Source organism: Microvirga sp. 3-52 (assembly GCF_018383585.1).
Lineage (GTDB): Bacteria > Pseudomonadota > Alphaproteobacteria > Rhizobiales > Beijerinckiaceae > Microvirga.
This window is the reverse complement of the sequence record NZ_JAHAMK010000003.1, coordinates 49,103-63,203: the sequence shown is the minus strand read 5'-3', so window position 1 is coordinate 63,203 and position 14,101 is coordinate 49,103. Positions and strand designations below refer to the sequence as shown.

At 64.3% G+C, this 14,101-nt stretch carries 11 protein-coding genes; 4 read left to right on the top strand and 7 right to left on the bottom strand.

Annotated elements, in window-relative coordinates:
* Positions 1-5: 5 nt before the first annotated feature.
* The 6 genes from paaE to KHP60_RS03705 form a co-directional block, all read right to left on the bottom strand.
* Positions 6-1,082 (bottom strand): 1,2-phenylacetyl-CoA epoxidase subunit PaaE, encoded by a 1,077-nt coding sequence (gene paaE / locus KHP60_RS03730; protein WP_213562233.1) that lies wholly within the window; start codon positions 1,080-1,082, stop codon positions 6-8.
* 16 nt (positions 1,083-1,098) lie between these two features.
* Positions 1,099-1,611 (bottom strand): 1,2-phenylacetyl-CoA epoxidase subunit PaaD, encoded by a 513-nt coding sequence (gene paaD / locus KHP60_RS03725; protein WP_213562232.1) that lies wholly within the window; start codon positions 1,609-1,611, stop codon positions 1,099-1,101.
* Between the two features lie 13 nt (positions 1,612-1,624).
* Positions 1,625-2,383: a 1,2-phenylacetyl-CoA epoxidase subunit PaaC gene (paaC, locus tag KHP60_RS03720; protein WP_213562231.1), complete on the bottom strand. Its 759-nt coding sequence runs from the start codon at positions 2,381-2,383 to the stop codon at positions 1,625-1,627.
* Complete coding sequence (paaB, locus tag KHP60_RS03715) at positions 2,383-2,673, bottom strand: 1,2-phenylacetyl-CoA epoxidase subunit PaaB (protein WP_213562230.1); 291 nt, start codon at positions 2,671-2,673, stop codon at positions 2,383-2,385. The genes paaC and paaB overlap by 1 nt, the downstream gene beginning before the upstream one ends.
* A gap of 14 nt (positions 2,674-2,687) precedes the next feature.
* Positions 2,688-3,683: a 1,2-phenylacetyl-CoA epoxidase subunit PaaA gene (gene paaA / locus KHP60_RS03710; protein WP_213562229.1), complete on the bottom strand. Its 996-nt coding sequence runs from the start codon at positions 3,681-3,683 to the stop codon at positions 2,688-2,690.
* A gap of 228 nt (positions 3,684-3,911) precedes the next feature.
* Positions 3,912-4,808, bottom strand: a complete 897-nt coding sequence (locus KHP60_RS03705) for a PaaX family transcriptional regulator C-terminal domain-containing protein (protein ID WP_213562228.1) — start codon at positions 4,806-4,808, stop codon at positions 3,912-3,914.
* Between the two features lie 212 nt (positions 4,809-5,020).
* Between KHP60_RS03705 and paaZ the strand changes: the two genes are divergently transcribed.
* Genes paaZ through KHP60_RS03690 form a run of 3 tightly spaced genes read left to right on the top strand, consistent with a single transcriptional unit; the run spans position 5,021 to position 9,602 of the window.
* Entirely contained in the window at positions 5,021-7,048 is a 2,028-nt protein-coding gene (gene paaZ / locus KHP60_RS03700) for a phenylacetic acid degradation bifunctional protein PaaZ (protein WP_213562227.1), read from the top strand.
* Positions 7,045-9,135 carry a 3-hydroxyacyl-CoA dehydrogenase NAD-binding domain-containing protein gene (locus tag KHP60_RS03695; RefSeq protein WP_213562226.1) on the top strand — a complete coding sequence of 697 codons (2,091 nt, stop codon included), beginning with the start codon at positions 7,045-7,047 and terminating at the stop codon, positions 9,133-9,135. The genes paaZ and KHP60_RS03695 overlap by 4 nt, the downstream gene beginning before the upstream one ends.
* 47 nt (positions 9,136-9,182) lie before the next feature.
* Positions 9,183-9,602, top strand: coding sequence for a PaaI family thioesterase (locus tag KHP60_RS03690; protein ID WP_213562225.1), 420 nt, complete (start codon positions 9,183-9,185; stop codon positions 9,600-9,602).
* A 171-nt stretch (positions 9,603-9,773) separates the two neighbouring features.
* Here KHP60_RS03690 and KHP60_RS03685 read toward each other — a convergent pair whose 3' ends face one another.
* The gene (locus KHP60_RS03685) at positions 9,774-10,229 is read right to left on the bottom strand and encodes an Lrp/AsnC family transcriptional regulator (RefSeq protein ID WP_213562224.1); all 456 of its coding nucleotides are present in this window, start codon (positions 10,227-10,229) and stop codon (positions 9,774-9,776) included.
* Positions 10,230-10,390: 161 nt separating this feature from the next.
* On the opposite strand from KHP60_RS03685, the gene KHP60_RS03680 reads away from it, so the two are divergent.
* On the top strand, positions 10,391-13,861 hold the full coding sequence (locus KHP60_RS03680) for an indolepyruvate ferredoxin oxidoreductase family protein (protein ID WP_213562223.1): 3,471 nt from the start codon (positions 10,391-10,393) through the stop codon (positions 13,859-13,861).
* Positions 13,862-14,101: the final 240 nt, after the last annotated feature.

Genomic DNA, 14,101 nt, shown 5'->3' with positions numbered 1-14,101 from the left:
TGTCGTCACTTGTCGAAATCGACCAGGATCCTGTCGCTCACCGGATAGCTCTGGCAGGTCAGGATATAGCCCCGGGCGATCTCGTAATCCTCAAGGGCAAAATTCGCGTCCATGTCTACTTCACCTTCGACCAGCATCGCCCGGCAGGTGGAGCAGACGCCGCCCTTGCAGGCATAGGGGAGCTCCAGACCCTCGGCTGTTGCCGCGTCGAGCACGGACGCCGTCCCCTTCTCGAAGGACAGGGTGCGGGCTCGCCCATCGATGACGATAGTCGCCTCGCACAGGTTCTTACGATCCTCCGCCGTCGCCTCCTCGGGCCTGCGCTGACGGCGACTTGGGGTCGAGGTGGCAAACAGCTCGAACTTGATCTGGCGCTTGTCGAGGCCGTGCTCTTCGAGGCTCCGCGCGACGCCCAGCATCATGTCCTGCGGTCCGCAGATGAACGCTGTATCGATCGAAGACGCATCGATCCAGTGATCGAGCAGCTGGTCGCATTTCTCTTTGCTCAACCGGCCATTGAACAGATCGATATCCTGCTGCTCGCGGCTGAGGATATGGATCAGGCTGAACCGGTCGAGATGCTCGTTCTTGAGATCCTCGAGCTCCTCGCGGAACATGATCGAGCTCGACGCGCGATTGCCGTAGAACAGTGTGAAGGACGATTTCGGTTCGGCGACCAGCGTCGTCTTGATGATGCTGAGCAGCGGCGTGATCCCACTGCCTGCGGCAAAGCCCACAAAATGGCGCTTGCGGGCCCGATCGAGGGGCACGAAGAAATTGCCCATGGGGGGCATGGCCTCGATGACCTGCCCAGGCGCGAGCTGCTCGCTGGCCCAGCTGGAGAATGCTCCTCCGGCGATCCTCTTGATTCCGACCCGGAGCCTGCCCTCCATGGGCGTTGCGCAGATGGAATAGGACCGCCGCACCTCGTCGCCGTCGATATGCATGCGCAGGGTCAGGTATTGCCCTGGCGAAAAGCGGAAGGCGTCCTTGTGCTCATCCGGCACGTCGAGGGTGAGAACGATGGCGTCGCGGGTTTCGCGCCGCACGTCGGCAACAGTGACGGGATAGAACTTCGTCATGGAGCGTCCGCTCATTTCAAATGCACTTGAAGTAGTCGAATGGCTCGAGGCAGTCGCGGCACCGGTACTGGGCCTTGCATGGCGTCGAGCCGAACTCGCTCACCCGATCAGTGTTCTCGGATTTGCAGCGTGGGCATGCGATCACGAGGTCCTTCCGCAGAAAGCGGTCGAAGGGCGATGGCCGGCCCGCATTCTCGGCGGGCGGCGCGATGCCATAGGCTTGGAGCCTTTGCCGTCCTTCCTGCGTGATCCAATCCGTTGTCCAGGGTGGCGAGAGCCGCCGCTCGATGCGCAAGCAGTCGATCCCTCTTGCCCGCAGGGCGGCTTCGATCTCGAAAGCGATGACGCTCGTGGCGGGGCAGCCCGAATAGGTGGGCGTGATGGCAACGACGAGTTCGTCACCACGCCATTGCACATCGCGGACGATGCCGAGATCCATGACGGAGACGGCCGGCACCTCCGGATCGGAAACATCTTCCAGCCAGGTTCTGATCTGATCCGGATCGGGCCGTGTCAGGCTGTCGATCATCGCCCCTCGCTCCCTACCACGTAGCGTTGGGATAGGCCCGCTGCAGGAATTGGAGATCGGCCAGGATGTAGCCGAGATGCTCACTGTGGATGCCGCGCTTGCCACCCTTCTGCGCCCAGCCCGGCTCCGGCAAGCTCAGCGTCGCCTCCTCGGCGGTTGCGCGAACGAGGCCGAGCCAAGGCTCGTGCAGCGTCGCGAGATCGGGCCCGAGACCTTCGCCAGCCATGGCTTGATCGATCTCGTCGCTCTCGAACAGCTCGCCCGTATACATCCAGAGATCGTCGATGGCCGTCTGCATGCGGCGATGGCTTTCCTCCGTGCCGTCCCCGAGGCGCAGCACCCAGTCGCGGCTCCGCTCAAGGTGATACGTGACCTCCTTGAGGCCCTTCGCGGCAATCTCGGCGATGCGGGGGTGCTTCGAGCCGGCCAGTTCGCGCAGCAGCAGGTAATGCCAGGCGTCGAAATAGAACTGTCGCGCCATTGTGACGGCGAAGTCGCCATTCGGCTGCTCGACGAGAAGGACATTGCGGAAGTCGCGCCCATCACGAAGATAAGCGAGCTTGTCGGCGTCCCGTCCCTTGCCTTCGACTTCGCTGGCAAGGTTCAGCCAGAGCTGCGTCTGCCCGATGAGGTCGAGGGCGACATTGGAGAGCGCCAGATCCTCCTCGAGCGCCGGCGAATGCCCGCACCATTCCGACAGGCGGTGCCCGAGGATCAGGGCATTATCGCCGAGGCGCAGCAGATACTCGAAGAGAGCGTCCTGCTGGTTCATCACATATGCCCCAGCTCTTCGGGAATCTCGTAGAAGGTCGGGTGGCGATAGACCTTGCTGTTGGCGGGATCGAACAGCGGTCCCTTTTCGCCAGGCGAGCTTGCCGCAATATCGGATGCCCTCACGACCCAGATGCTGACGCCTTCGTTGCGGCGGGTATAGACATCGCGCGCGTTCATGATCGCCATCTCCGCATCGGACGCGTGCAGGCTGCCCACATGCCGGTGCGCGAGGCCATGCTGGCTCCGGATGAACACCTCCCAGAGAGGCCATTCCTTCTTGTTTGTCATTCCTGCTCCCCTGCTTATGCCGCCTTGACTTGCGCCCGCGCCGCCTTCTTCGCCGCATAGGCGTCCGCCGCATCGCGCACCCATTGCCCCTCTTCATAGGCCTTCACGCGCGTGCGCAGGCGCTGACGATTGCAAGGGCCGTTGCCGGCGATCACCTGATAGAACTCGTCCCAGTTGATCTCGCCGAAATCGTAATGGCCGCGCTCCGCGTTCCACTTGAGATCCGGATCGGGAACGGTGAGGCCGAGATACTCGGCCTGCGGCACGGTCTGGTCGACGAATTTCTGGCGCAACTCGTCGTTGGAATTGATCTTGATCTTCCAGCGCAGGGACTGGGCGCTGTGGACCGATTCCGCATCGGACGGACCAAACATCATCAGCGACGGCCACCACCAGCGGTTCAGCGCATCCTGCGCCATCTGCTTCTGCTCGGGCGTGCCGCGGGCAAGCTTCGTCATCGCGTCATAGCCCTGCCGCTGATGGAAGCTCTCCTCCTTGCAGATGCGGATCATGGCGCGGGAATAGGGCCCGTAGGAGCAGCGCTGCAACGGCACCTGGTTCATGATCGCAGCACCGTCCACGAGCCAGCCGATGGCGCCGATATCGGCCCAGGTGAGCGTCGGGTAGTTGAAGATGCTGGAATACTTGGCCTTGCCGCTGTTGAGCTGCTCCAAGAGTTCGTCGCGGCTCACGCCGAGCGTCTCGGCGGCGCAGTAAAGGTAGAGGCCATGGCCCGCCTCGTCCTGTACCTTGGCGAGCAGGATGGCCTTGCGCTCCAGGGTCGGCGCGCGCGTGATCCAGTTGCCCTCGGGCTGCATGCCGATAATCTCGGAATGGGCATGCTGGGAGATCTGCCGGATCAGGGTCTTGCGATAGGCCTCCGGCATCCACTCCTTTGGCTCGATCCTGATGTCGGCATCGACACGATCCTGGAAGGCACGCTCCTCAGGAGACATCTCCTCCTTCGACTGGATATGCTCAACGCCCGTTTTCACCATCTGTGCATACACGGCGCTTCTCCCTGACTTCGCTGCCTTGGCGGCCTCTTCCCTTCCCGAACGGCTCTTCAAGATGGCTGAGCCGTATCGAGCGTGGACCGAAGCTTTTGCCTGCTGGAGCCGCCATTCGGCGCCATTCCGGGTATCGGCATGCAAACGACATGCCTCTCCGACTCTTCGCGGGCCTCTCTAATATGTCACAGAAAATCGATAATTCAAGAAATTTGTGTAACGTATCTGTCATCCGATCTTCAATTCGGCACTCGGCTCCAAGGACGCGAAGCGCTGCCGGAAGTCTCGATCGACCGCAGGCAGCGGTCCCACATCGTTCTGGGCATGGGCGTCGATCCAGTGCTCAGCGGCCGGGAGCACCGTCCTGTAGATCGTGCCGCAGAGAGCGCGGGCCGCCGTTCCGGCCCAAGGCCGGGGGAGGAGTTGGGCCGGCAGCAGCGGGTCCTTCAGAACAGCCCGGCGGTAATCGTGGATCAGGAGGATACGGACCAGCAGAGCGTCGAGATTCGTGAACCCGGCGCCTCGCTCCAATGCGCCAAGGATGCCCGCATACGTGTCGATGAAACGCCTGTAGCGGCTCTCGATGTCGGCCAGAGGCCACGCCCTTTCCACCAGTCTGCGAGCCGTCGGCAGATCGGCCGGGGACGCCGCAAGTCTCAGGAAGGGCCCCGTCTTGCCGCCCGATGCCGCAGCCGCCAACAGGAGATCCGGCCCGAGGGAGCCGTAGCCCGCCGCCGAGAGCTCGGCCCGGAGCGCGCTCCGGTCCTGAGCATTCTCGAGCAGGAGGAGATCGAAGGATCCCTGCCAGTTCTGAGGCGGATCGGTATAGATCCGCTGCGTGGCTTCGGCGAAAGCCTCATGCCCTTGAGGCGTCAGACGGTAGTAGCTGTTGCGCCCGACCTTCCAGCGCTCGAACCAACCTTCGGAGACGAGACGGGACAGGGCCGTCCTGACAAGCGTGTCGCTGATGCGGAAGGCCCGCATGATCTCGTGCAGCGTGGTCAGGGACAGAACCCCGCCCCTCGGCACCACAGCGTCTCCAAAGACTGTCACGATCAGCGATCCCGCCCGGATCGGTGTCCGCTCGTGAAACCTGTCCAGGAGGGTCTCCACAAACGCTGCCATGCAAGCCTGCTCCGGTTATCAGGACCGAAGCGGCATTCGCCTCCTCGGCCTGTCTTTCCCTCACCTACTCGCTGTTCACCATGCCTGTCGAGCCATGGCTCCTGCACCGGGCCTCGCCAAAATTCCTTGACTAACCGACCGGTCGGTCAATAATGCCCGAAAGGTGCGGCAAGGCCAATGCGGCCGCACATTCATCATTCCAAGGTGTCCCAATGAGACTCGAGAGCTTCGTTCGCGGAAGTTGGATGTCGCCCGGTCAGGAGCTGGCCGAAATTCGCAGCGCCGTCACCGGAGATGTGGTCGCGCAGGTCGCCAATGGCGGTCTCGACATGGGCGAGGTGCTGGCCTACGCCCGTCAGGTCGGCGGCCCCAGCCTGCGGAAGCTCACTTTCCATCAACGTGCAGAACTTCTGAAACGTCTTGCCATTTATCTATCAGAGCGCAAGGACCAGCTCTACACGCTTTCCTACCAGACCGGCACCACCCGAACCGACAATTTCATCGACGTGGATGGCGGCATCGGCACCCTCTTCGTCTATGCCTCCAAGGGCCGCCGGGAACTGCCCAACACCACCTTCCTCCTGGATGGCGCCATTGAGCCTCTCTCCAAGGGCGGCAGCTTCGTCGGACAGCACGTGATGACGCCTCTCAATGGCGTTGCCGTTCATATCAATGCCTTCAACTTCCCCTGTTGGGGCATGCTCGAAAAGCTGGCGCCTGCAATCCTGGCCGGCGTACCGGTGGTCACGAAACCTGCGACGATCACGTCCTATGTGGCGCATGCGCTCGTGCGCATGATCGCGGAATCGCGCATCCTTCCCGACGGTGCGCTTCAATGCATCGTAGGCTCTACGGGCGATCTTTTCGACCACCTGACCTGTCAGGACGTCGTATCATTCACCGGCTCAGCCGACACGGCCCAGAAGCTGCAGCGCCATCCGGTGATCGCGCGCGAATCCGTACGCTTCATCGCCGAGCGCGACTCTCTCAATGCGGCCATCCTTGCACCTGACGCTGGACCGGGCACGCCGGAATTCGATCTCTTCATCAAGGAGGTCGCGAAGGAGATGACGGTCAAGGCAGGCCAGAAATGCACGGCGATCCGGCGCGCCATTGCCCCCAATGCGCATGTGCCTGCCGTGATCGAGGCTCTGGGCGAGCGGCTTTCCAAGATCAAGGTCGGCAATCCCGAGCTCGAGGGCGTCCGCATGGGACCCGTCGTCGGTCTCGGACAGCGCCGCGATGTGCTCGCGCAGGTGGCGAAGCTGCGGACAGAGGCCGATATCGTTATTGGTGATCCGGACAACTTCACGGTCGAGGGCGCGGACCGGGAGCGCGGCGCCTTCATTCCTCCTCTCCTGCTGCATTGCCCAGACCCGATCCGCGCCACCAACGTGCATAGCGTCGAGGCCTTCGGCCCGGTCTGCACCGTAATGGGCTATGACGGTCTCGATCAGGCCGTGGCCCTGGCCAATCGCGGCGACGGCAGCCTCGTGGCCTCCCTCTACACCTATGATCCCGCCACGGCAGCCGACCTCGTCTTCGGCGTCGGCGCGTTCCACGGCCGTCTGGTGCTGATCGACCGCGACTGTGCCAAGGAGCAGACCGGTCATGGCTCGCCGATGCCGCACATGGTCCATGGCGGACCGGGACGTGCCGGCGGCGGCGAGGAACTCGGCGGCATGCGCGGCGTGCACCATTACATGCAGCGCACAGCCCTGCAGGGCTCGCCCGCCATGCTCTCGCGTGTGACGCAAAGCTGGATCAAGGGCGCTCCGACCGTTGAAGAGGAACGGCACCCCTTCCGCTACTATTTCGAGGATCTCGCCATCGGCCAGACCTTCGTGTCGAAGGAACGCACGATCACGCTCGAGGACATCGAGCACTTCGCCAAATTCACCGGCGACACCTTTTATGCCCATATGAGCGAGGAAGCCACGAAGAACCATCCGTTCTTCCCCGGCCGCGTGGCCCATGGCTATCTGCTGCTGTCCTTCGCGGCAGGCCTGTTCGTCGATCCGGATCTCGGACCGGTGCTCGCCAATTACGGCCTCGATTCCCTGCGCTTCATCAGGCCCGTTCAGCCGGGCGAGACGATCAAGGTGCGGCTGACGGCGAAGTCGAAATCGCCTCGCAATGAGCAGTACGGTGAGGTGCGCTGGGACGTGGAGATCACGACCGACACGGGCGAAACGGTCGCGACCTATGAACTGCTTACGATGAACGCGGTGCGTCCATGACAGAGACCTCGTCCTCTGAGGGAGCCGGGCCGGTCAGGGTGATCCTCACTGCCCCGGTCGCTTTGATCGAAATCGATCATCCTCCGGTCAACGCAACGTCGCAGTCGGTGAGAGCCGGATTGCTCGCGGCGATCCATGAGATCGCCCGCAATCCGCAGGTCGAAGCCGTCGTGATTGCCTGTGCCGGCCGCACCTTCGTGGCGGGAGCCGACATCCGCGAGTTTGGCCAGCCCCCACGCGAGCCGCACCTGCCGGATGTGATCGATGCCATCGAAGCCTGCTCTAAGCCGGTTGTGGCCGCCATCCACGGCACGGCCCTGGGTGGGGGCTGCGAGATTGCGCTGGCCTGCCATGCCCGTGTGGCCGAGCCGGGGGCAAGCTTCGGCCTGCCGGAGGTCAAGCTCGGGCTGGTCCCGGGAGCCGGCGGCACGCAGCGCCTGCCGCGTCTCGTCGGGCTGGAGGCTGCCCTCGATCTCGTGACGAGCGGAAGGCCCGTGAGGGCGGCGGAAGCCCTGCGCCTTGGCCTCATCGACCGCCTCTCCTCCGGCGATCTGCGCCAGGATGCAATGGAGCTTGCACGGGAACTGATCAGTCAGCCGCTACGCCGCACCGGGGAGCGACCTGTGGCGCCGATGGATGCGGAAGCGGCATCGGCAAGAATCGCGGAGATCCGCAGGAAGGCGAGAGGCGCCGAGGCGCCAGGCAAGGCTGCGGAACTCGTTCTGTCGTCCGCAAGCCTTCCGCTCGAGGACGGGCTGGCGCGCGAGCGCGAGACGTTCCTGGAACTGCGCTCGTCCGAACAGTCGGCCGCCCTGCGCCATGCCTTCTTTGCCGAACGGGAGGTAACGCGTCTTCCGGGCCTCGATTCCATTGAATCTCGCCCCGTTCAGAAGGTCGGGATCGTCGGCGCCGGAACCATGGGCTCCGGCATCGCCATCGCCTTTGCGGATGCGGGCTTCGACGTCAAGGTCGTCGAGACGAGCGAACAGGCTCTTGCCGTCGGACGGACACGGATCGCGGATATCTACGACAAGCAGGTTGCGAGCGGTCGGCTCACGGCGGCAGCGAGGGATGAGCGCCTGCAGGCCGTTGGGTATGCGCTTGGAACGAGCTCCCTATCGGATCGGGATCTCGTCATCGAAGCGGTGTTCGAGGATCTGGAGGTCAAAAGGGCGCTGTTCCGCGATCTCGACGGGATTCTTCCACCTGGAACCGTTCTGGCAACGAATACCAGTTACCTTGATATCAATCTGATAGCCGATGCCACTTCGCGGCCGGCTGACGTGGTGGGACTGCATTTCTTCAGCCCGGCCAACGTGATGAAGCTCCTCGAGATCGTGCGGACCGACAAAACCGCCGACGACGTCGTTGCCACGGGGCTTGGCCTCGCCAAGCGCCTGCGCAAGATTCCCGTCGTCTGCCGCGTCTGCGACGGCTTCGTGGGAAACCGCATCCTGTCGCGCTATCGCCTGCAGGCGGAGTATCTGCTCGAGGAAGGCGCCCTGCCGCACGAGATCGATGCCGCCCTGGAGGCGTTCGGCTTCCCGATGGGACCCTTCGCCGTATCGGATCTCGCCGGGCTCGACATCGCCTGGGCGCGCCGCAAGCGCCTGGCGCCCAGCCGCGATCCGCGCGAGCGCTATGTCGACATTGCCGACCGGCTCTGCGAGGCAGGACGCTTCGGGCGCAAGACCGGCGCGGGCTGGTATCGCTACGAGGGCGGCAAGCGGGAGGTCGATCCTTTCGTCACAACCCTCGTCGAGGAATCCTCGCAGCGGCGGGGACTGACGCGGCGGCACATCTCGGCGGACGAGATCCAGTCCCGCATTCGGGCCGCCATCGTCAACGAAGCCTGCAAGATCCTGGACGAGCGCATCGTCGAGCGTCCGCTCGACGTGGATGTGGTGATGATGCACGGCTATGGCTATCCCGCCTGGCGCGGCGGGCCCCTGTTCGAGGCGGACCGTGTGGGGCTGCAGCCGATTCTCGCTCAGGTGAAGGAGCGTGCCGAACGGGACGGGCCCGGCTGGGAACCGGCCGACGGCCTCGTCAGCCGCGCCGCCTCAGGGGCAAAGTTCTATCCATAGGCGCAGTCCCGCGATCGGGATCGCACAACAAGAAGCGGGGGTCATTCATGTTCGATCGAGCAACCGCCGAACGGATGCTGACCGATGTCTTCGCGCCGTGGGTGCAGGACCTCAATCTCTCCGTCGAGAGCCTCGACAAGGAGGGCGCGACCTTACGCATGCGGTTCTCGGAGAAACTCTGCCGCGACAACGGCGTGATCTGCGGGCAGGCTCTCATGAGCCTGGCCGATACCGCGATGGTCTTCGCGGTCTCCTCCGCCGGCGGCGCCTATCGGCCGATGACGACCGTGGATCAGACCATGCACTTTCTGAGGCCTGCGGCGAGTGCCGACGTGCTGGCGGACGCGAAAGTCGTCCGCCTCGGGCGCACCATGGCATTCGGGAGCGTGACGCTCACGACCGATGGCGACGCGCGGCCGGTGGCGATGGCGCAGCTCGCCTATGCCCTGTTGCCCGAGAGCAAGTAGAACAGCCTGCTGTCCTTGGTGACTGGCTCGTCATATGCTTCCCTCGCCGTCATGGCCGGGCCTGTCCCGGCCATCCCGATGGGAAAAGCGCTGCGCTTCAAGCCATCGGGATCACCGGCACGAGGCCGGTGATGACGTGAGGAGGCTACCAGCCTCTTACGCGCAGGCCTCTCAGAACGGCAGCGCGACGCTGGTCTTGATCTCCTTCAGGATCACGTTGGTGCGCACATAGCGGATGCCGGGCAGCCGGAACATGAACTCGTCCAGAAATTCGTTGTAGGCCTTCATGTCGCGCACGACGACGCGCAGGTGATAATCGGCGTCTCCCGTGGTTGCGAAGCACTCCATGACCTCGGCACGCGCTGTTACACGTGAAACAAATTCGTCGACGAACTTTGCGTCGTGCCGCTCCAGCGACACATGCAGGATGGCCGAGGTGGCGAACCCCGCCTTTTCCCGATCCACCAAAGCCGAATAGCCCACGATCACGCCGGATTCCTCGAGCGCCCGCACGCGCCGCCAGCAGGCCGAGGTGGACATGCCCACATTCTCCGCCAATTGCTGGTTCGTGGTGCGTCCCTCCTTCTGCAGCTGCGCCAGAATGTGCTCGTCCTGCTTCTCGATCATCAGCGGTCCGCTCCTGGTAGCATCTACCGTTTATGGGGGTGTTTCGCGCATCTTCTACCACAGATGACAGTCCAGAGGAATGAATAGGAAACATCTACCAGCGGTTCGGGATTATCCTTGAGGTGCCGGCAAACGGCATCTCTCGCTTCGGGATCAGGCTCATGAACCGCGCTCTGCCACTCGATTCCTACCAGCTTGCCGACCGCTATGCCCGGGAAACCGGCAGGGTCTTCCTGACCGGCACGCAGGCCATCGTGCGCATCGTGCTGGACCAGGCCAAGCGGGACCAAGCCGCGGGGCTCGATACGGCGGGGTTCGTGTCCGGTTACCGCGGGTCACCCCTCGGCGGCGTCGATCTCGAACTCTGGCGTGTGAAGGATCAGCTGAAGGCGCACCGGATCGAGTTCCTGCCCGCCGTCAACGAGGATCTAGCGGCCACGGCTGTCCTCGGCTCGCAGCAGGTCGAGACCCATCCCGACCGGCAGGTCCAGGGCGTGTTCGGGCTCTGGTACGGCAAGGGCCCCGGCGTCGACCGCTCGGGCGATGCGTTGAAGCACGGCAACGCCTATGGCTCGTCGCCGCATGGCGGCGTGCTCGTCATCGCCGGCGACGACCACGGCTGCGTGTCCTCGTCGATGCCGCACCAGTCGGACGTCGCGTTCATGAGCTGGTTCATGCCGACGCTCCATCCGGCCAGCGTCAGCGAATACCTCGAGTTCGGCGAATACGGCTATGCGCTGAGCCGCTTCTCCGGCATGTGGGCCGGCTTCAAGGCTGTGTCGGAAATCGTCGAGTCCGGCGTCTCCGTGGAGTTGCGCCCACCGCGCCGGTTTCGCGAGCCCGACTTCACGCCGCCGCCCGGCGGCCTGCATTATCGCTGGCCGGACCTGCCGGGACCGCAGATCGAGGAGCGCATGGAGGCGAAGAAGCATGCGGTCTATGCCTTCGCCAAGGCCAACCCGATCGACCGCCGCCTCTATGACCTCCCGAACGCCTCCTACGGCATCGTCACCGCCGGCAAGGCCCATCTCGACCTCATGGAAGCCTTGCGGCTGATCGGCCTCGTCGAGGCCGCGTGCCGCACGCACGGCATCGACATCTACAAGGTCGGCATGGTCTGGCCCCTCGCCCTGCACGACGCCATGGAATTCGTGAAGGGCAAGCGCGAGATCCTCGTGGTCGAGGAAAAGCGCGGCATCATCGAAAGCCAGTTCAAGGAATACTTTTACGATTATCCCGGTTCGAAGCCCGAGCGGATGGTCGGCAAGCACGACGAGACCGGCGAGCGGCTCATCCCCTGGACGGGCGAATTGTCTCCGCGCTTTCTCGCCGGCGTTCTGGCAAAGCGACTCGATCCGATCTTCCCCGATCTCAACCTCGCGCCACGTGCCGCAGCTCTGTCGCCGGAGCCCGAGCGCGTCATCGCCGTGCCGGGTGCCACGCGCACGCCCTATTTCTGCTCGGGCTGCCCGCACAACACCTCGACCAAGGTGCCCGAAGGCTCCAAGGCTCTCGCCGGCATCGGCTGTCACTTCATGGCGAGCTGGATGGACCGCGAGACCTCGTCCCTCATCCAGATGGGCGGCGAAGGCGTCAACTGGGCGGCCTCCTCCAGGTTCACCGGCCAGGGCCACATTTTCCAGAACCTCGGCGAAGGCACCTATTATCATTCAGGCTCGATGGCGATCCGGCAGGCCATCGCGGCGGGCGCCAACATCACCTACAAGATCCTGTTCAACGACGCGGTCGCCATGACCGGCGGCCAGCCTGTCGACGGACCGGTGAGCGTCCATGCCATCGCCCACAGCGTCCGCGCCGAAGGCGTGTCGCGCATCGCGCTGGTGTCGGACGATCCGGACAAATTCTTATCCACGGATCTGCCCAAGGGCGTGACGATCCATCCGCGCGAGGATCTCGACGGCGTGCAGAAGGAACTGCGCGAGATCCCCGGCGTCACGGTGCTGATCTACGAGCAGACCTGCGCCACCGAAAAGCGCCGCCGCCGCAAGCGCGGTCAGATGGAGGACCCGAAGCGGTTTGCTTACATCAACGACCTCGTCTGCGAAGGCTGTGGCGATTGCTCGGTCGCGTCCAACTGCCTGAGCGTCGAGCCGAAGGAGACGCCGTTCGGGCGCAAGCGCAAGATCAATCTCTCCACCTGCAACAAGGATTTTTCCTGCCTGGAGGGCTTCTGCCCCAGCTTCGTGACCGTGGAGGGCGCGACACGCCGGGCGAAAACCACGACGGGCTTCGACGCTGCCGCACGGGCCGCGACGCTGCCGTGCCCTGCCCTTCCCGATCTCGACAAGCCCTTCGACCTTCTGGTGACCGGCGTCGGCGGCACCGGCGTCGTCACCATCGGGGCGCTCATCAGCATGGCGGCCCATCTCGAGGGACGCGGCGTGTCGGTGCTGGACTTCACGGGCTTCGCCCAGAAATTCGGGCCCGTGCTGAGCTTCGTCCGTCTCGCGGCAGGGCCGGAGGCTCTGCATCAGGTCCGCATCGATCAGGGCGCCGCCGACGCGCTGATCGGCTGCGATCTCGTCGTCAGCTCCTCGCCAAAGGCGTCGGGCACCTATCGCCATGGCACGCGGGCCGTGGTCAACACGGCGGAGATGCCGACCGGCGACGTGGTGCGCTTCCGCGACGCCGATCTCGCCAGCGGGGTTCGCCTGCGCGCCATCGAGCGGGTGATCGGCGCCGGGAACATGGCGACGCTCAATGCCAATGTGCTTGCCGAGACGCTGCTCGGCGACACGGTCTATGCCAACGTGATGATGCTCGGCTTCGCGTGGCAGCAGGGGCTCGTGCCGGTTTCGCTCGAAGCCCTGTCCCGCGCCATCGAGCTCAATGGCGTGACGGTCGAGCGCAACAGGCAGGCCTTCGCCTGGGGCCGCCTGCTCAGCGCCGATCCCGATGTCGTGCGCCAGGTTGCAGGCGACACGCCGGAAGAGATCGAGACGCTCGACCAGGTGATCGCGCGGCGCGTTTCATTCCTGACCTCGTATCAGAATGCCGCCTATGCGGCCCGCTTCGAGGCCATGGTAGAACGCGTCCGCAAGGCGGAAAGCGCGCTCGGCTCCGAGACGCTCACCGACGCCGTGGCGCGCTCGCTCTTCAAGCTCATGGCCTACAAGGACGAGTACGAGGTCGCGCGCCTTCACATGGAGACCGGATTCCTCGACGAGCTGCGGCAGAAATTCGAGGGCGACTTCTCCGTGCATTACCATCTGGCACCGCCGCTCCTCCCGTCGAAGCGCGATGCCCGCGGCCGCCCGCGGAAGCGCAGCTTCGGTCCCTGGATCCAGACGCCGATGTCGGCTCTCGCCAAGCTGAAGGTGCTTCGCGGCACCCCCTTCGACCTCTTCGGCTACACGGCCGAGCGGCGCACGGAGCGGGCCCTGATCGGCTGGTATGAGGAGCAGATCGACAGGATCGTCTCAACCCTCGACCGCCAGCGCTTCACCGATCTCCTGGCGATCGCTCAAGCCCCGATGGACATCCGCGGCTACGGTCCGGTCAAGGAAGCCGCGATCCATCAGGTGCAGTCGAATGTTCAGCGCCTGTGGGAGCGTCTTTCGGAAAAGCCCGTGGTGATCGACACCCGTGCGCCGGAACAGCTTCGCGCCTGATGATCGATCCTCGACGTCATCACCGGCCTCGTGCCGGTGATCTCGTTTCGAGAGGCGTTGCGCTCTTCGTGATCGGGATGGCCGGGTCAAGCCCGGCCATGACGGCAGTGGGTGTGATCAAGGCAGGTGCAGGACGAAGGCGGGTGCGGGACGAAAAAGTGTGCGACCCAGGACAGCGGCGTACCCCACCACGTCATCACCGGCCTTGTGCCGGTGATCCCGATGGATTGACCCGCCGCG

What these genes read in the sequence shown, in the direction of transcription:
- KHP60_RS03685 (WP_213562224.1), bottom strand. Translation starts at nt 10,229, where the DNA reads ATGATCGAGAAGCAGGACGAGCACATTCTGGCGCAGCTGCAGAAGGAG.
- KHP60_RS03680 (WP_213562223.1), top strand. Translation starts at nt 10,391, where the DNA reads ATGAACCGCGCTCTGCCACTCGATTCCTACCAGCTTGCCGACCGCTAT.
- paaD (WP_213562232.1), bottom strand. Translation starts at nt 1,611, where the DNA reads ATGATCGACAGCCTGACACGGCCCGATCCGGATCAGATCAGAACCTGG.
- paaB (WP_213562230.1), bottom strand. Translation starts at nt 2,673, where the DNA reads ATGACAAACAAGAAGGAATGGCCTCTCTGGGAGGTGTTCATCCGGAGC.
- KHP60_RS03705 (WP_213562228.1), bottom strand. Translation starts at nt 4,808, where the DNA reads ATGGCAGCGTTTGTGGAGACCCTCCTGGACAGGTTTCACGAGCGGACA.
- paaE (WP_213562233.1), bottom strand. Translation starts at nt 1,082, where the DNA reads ATGACGAAGTTCTATCCCGTCACTGTTGCCGACGTGCGGCGCGAAACC.
- paaC (WP_213562231.1), bottom strand. Translation starts at nt 2,383, where the DNA reads ATGAACCAGCAGGACGCTCTCTTCGAGTATCTGCTGCGCCTCGGCGAT.
- KHP60_RS03690 (WP_213562225.1), top strand. Translation starts at nt 9,183, where the DNA reads ATGTTCGATCGAGCAACCGCCGAACGGATGCTGACCGATGTCTTCGCG.
- KHP60_RS03695 (WP_213562226.1), top strand. Translation starts at nt 7,045, where the DNA reads ATGACAGAGACCTCGTCCTCTGAGGGAGCCGGGCCGGTCAGGGTGATC.
- paaZ (WP_213562227.1), top strand. Translation starts at nt 5,021, where the DNA reads ATGAGACTCGAGAGCTTCGTTCGCGGAAGTTGGATGTCGCCCGGTCAG.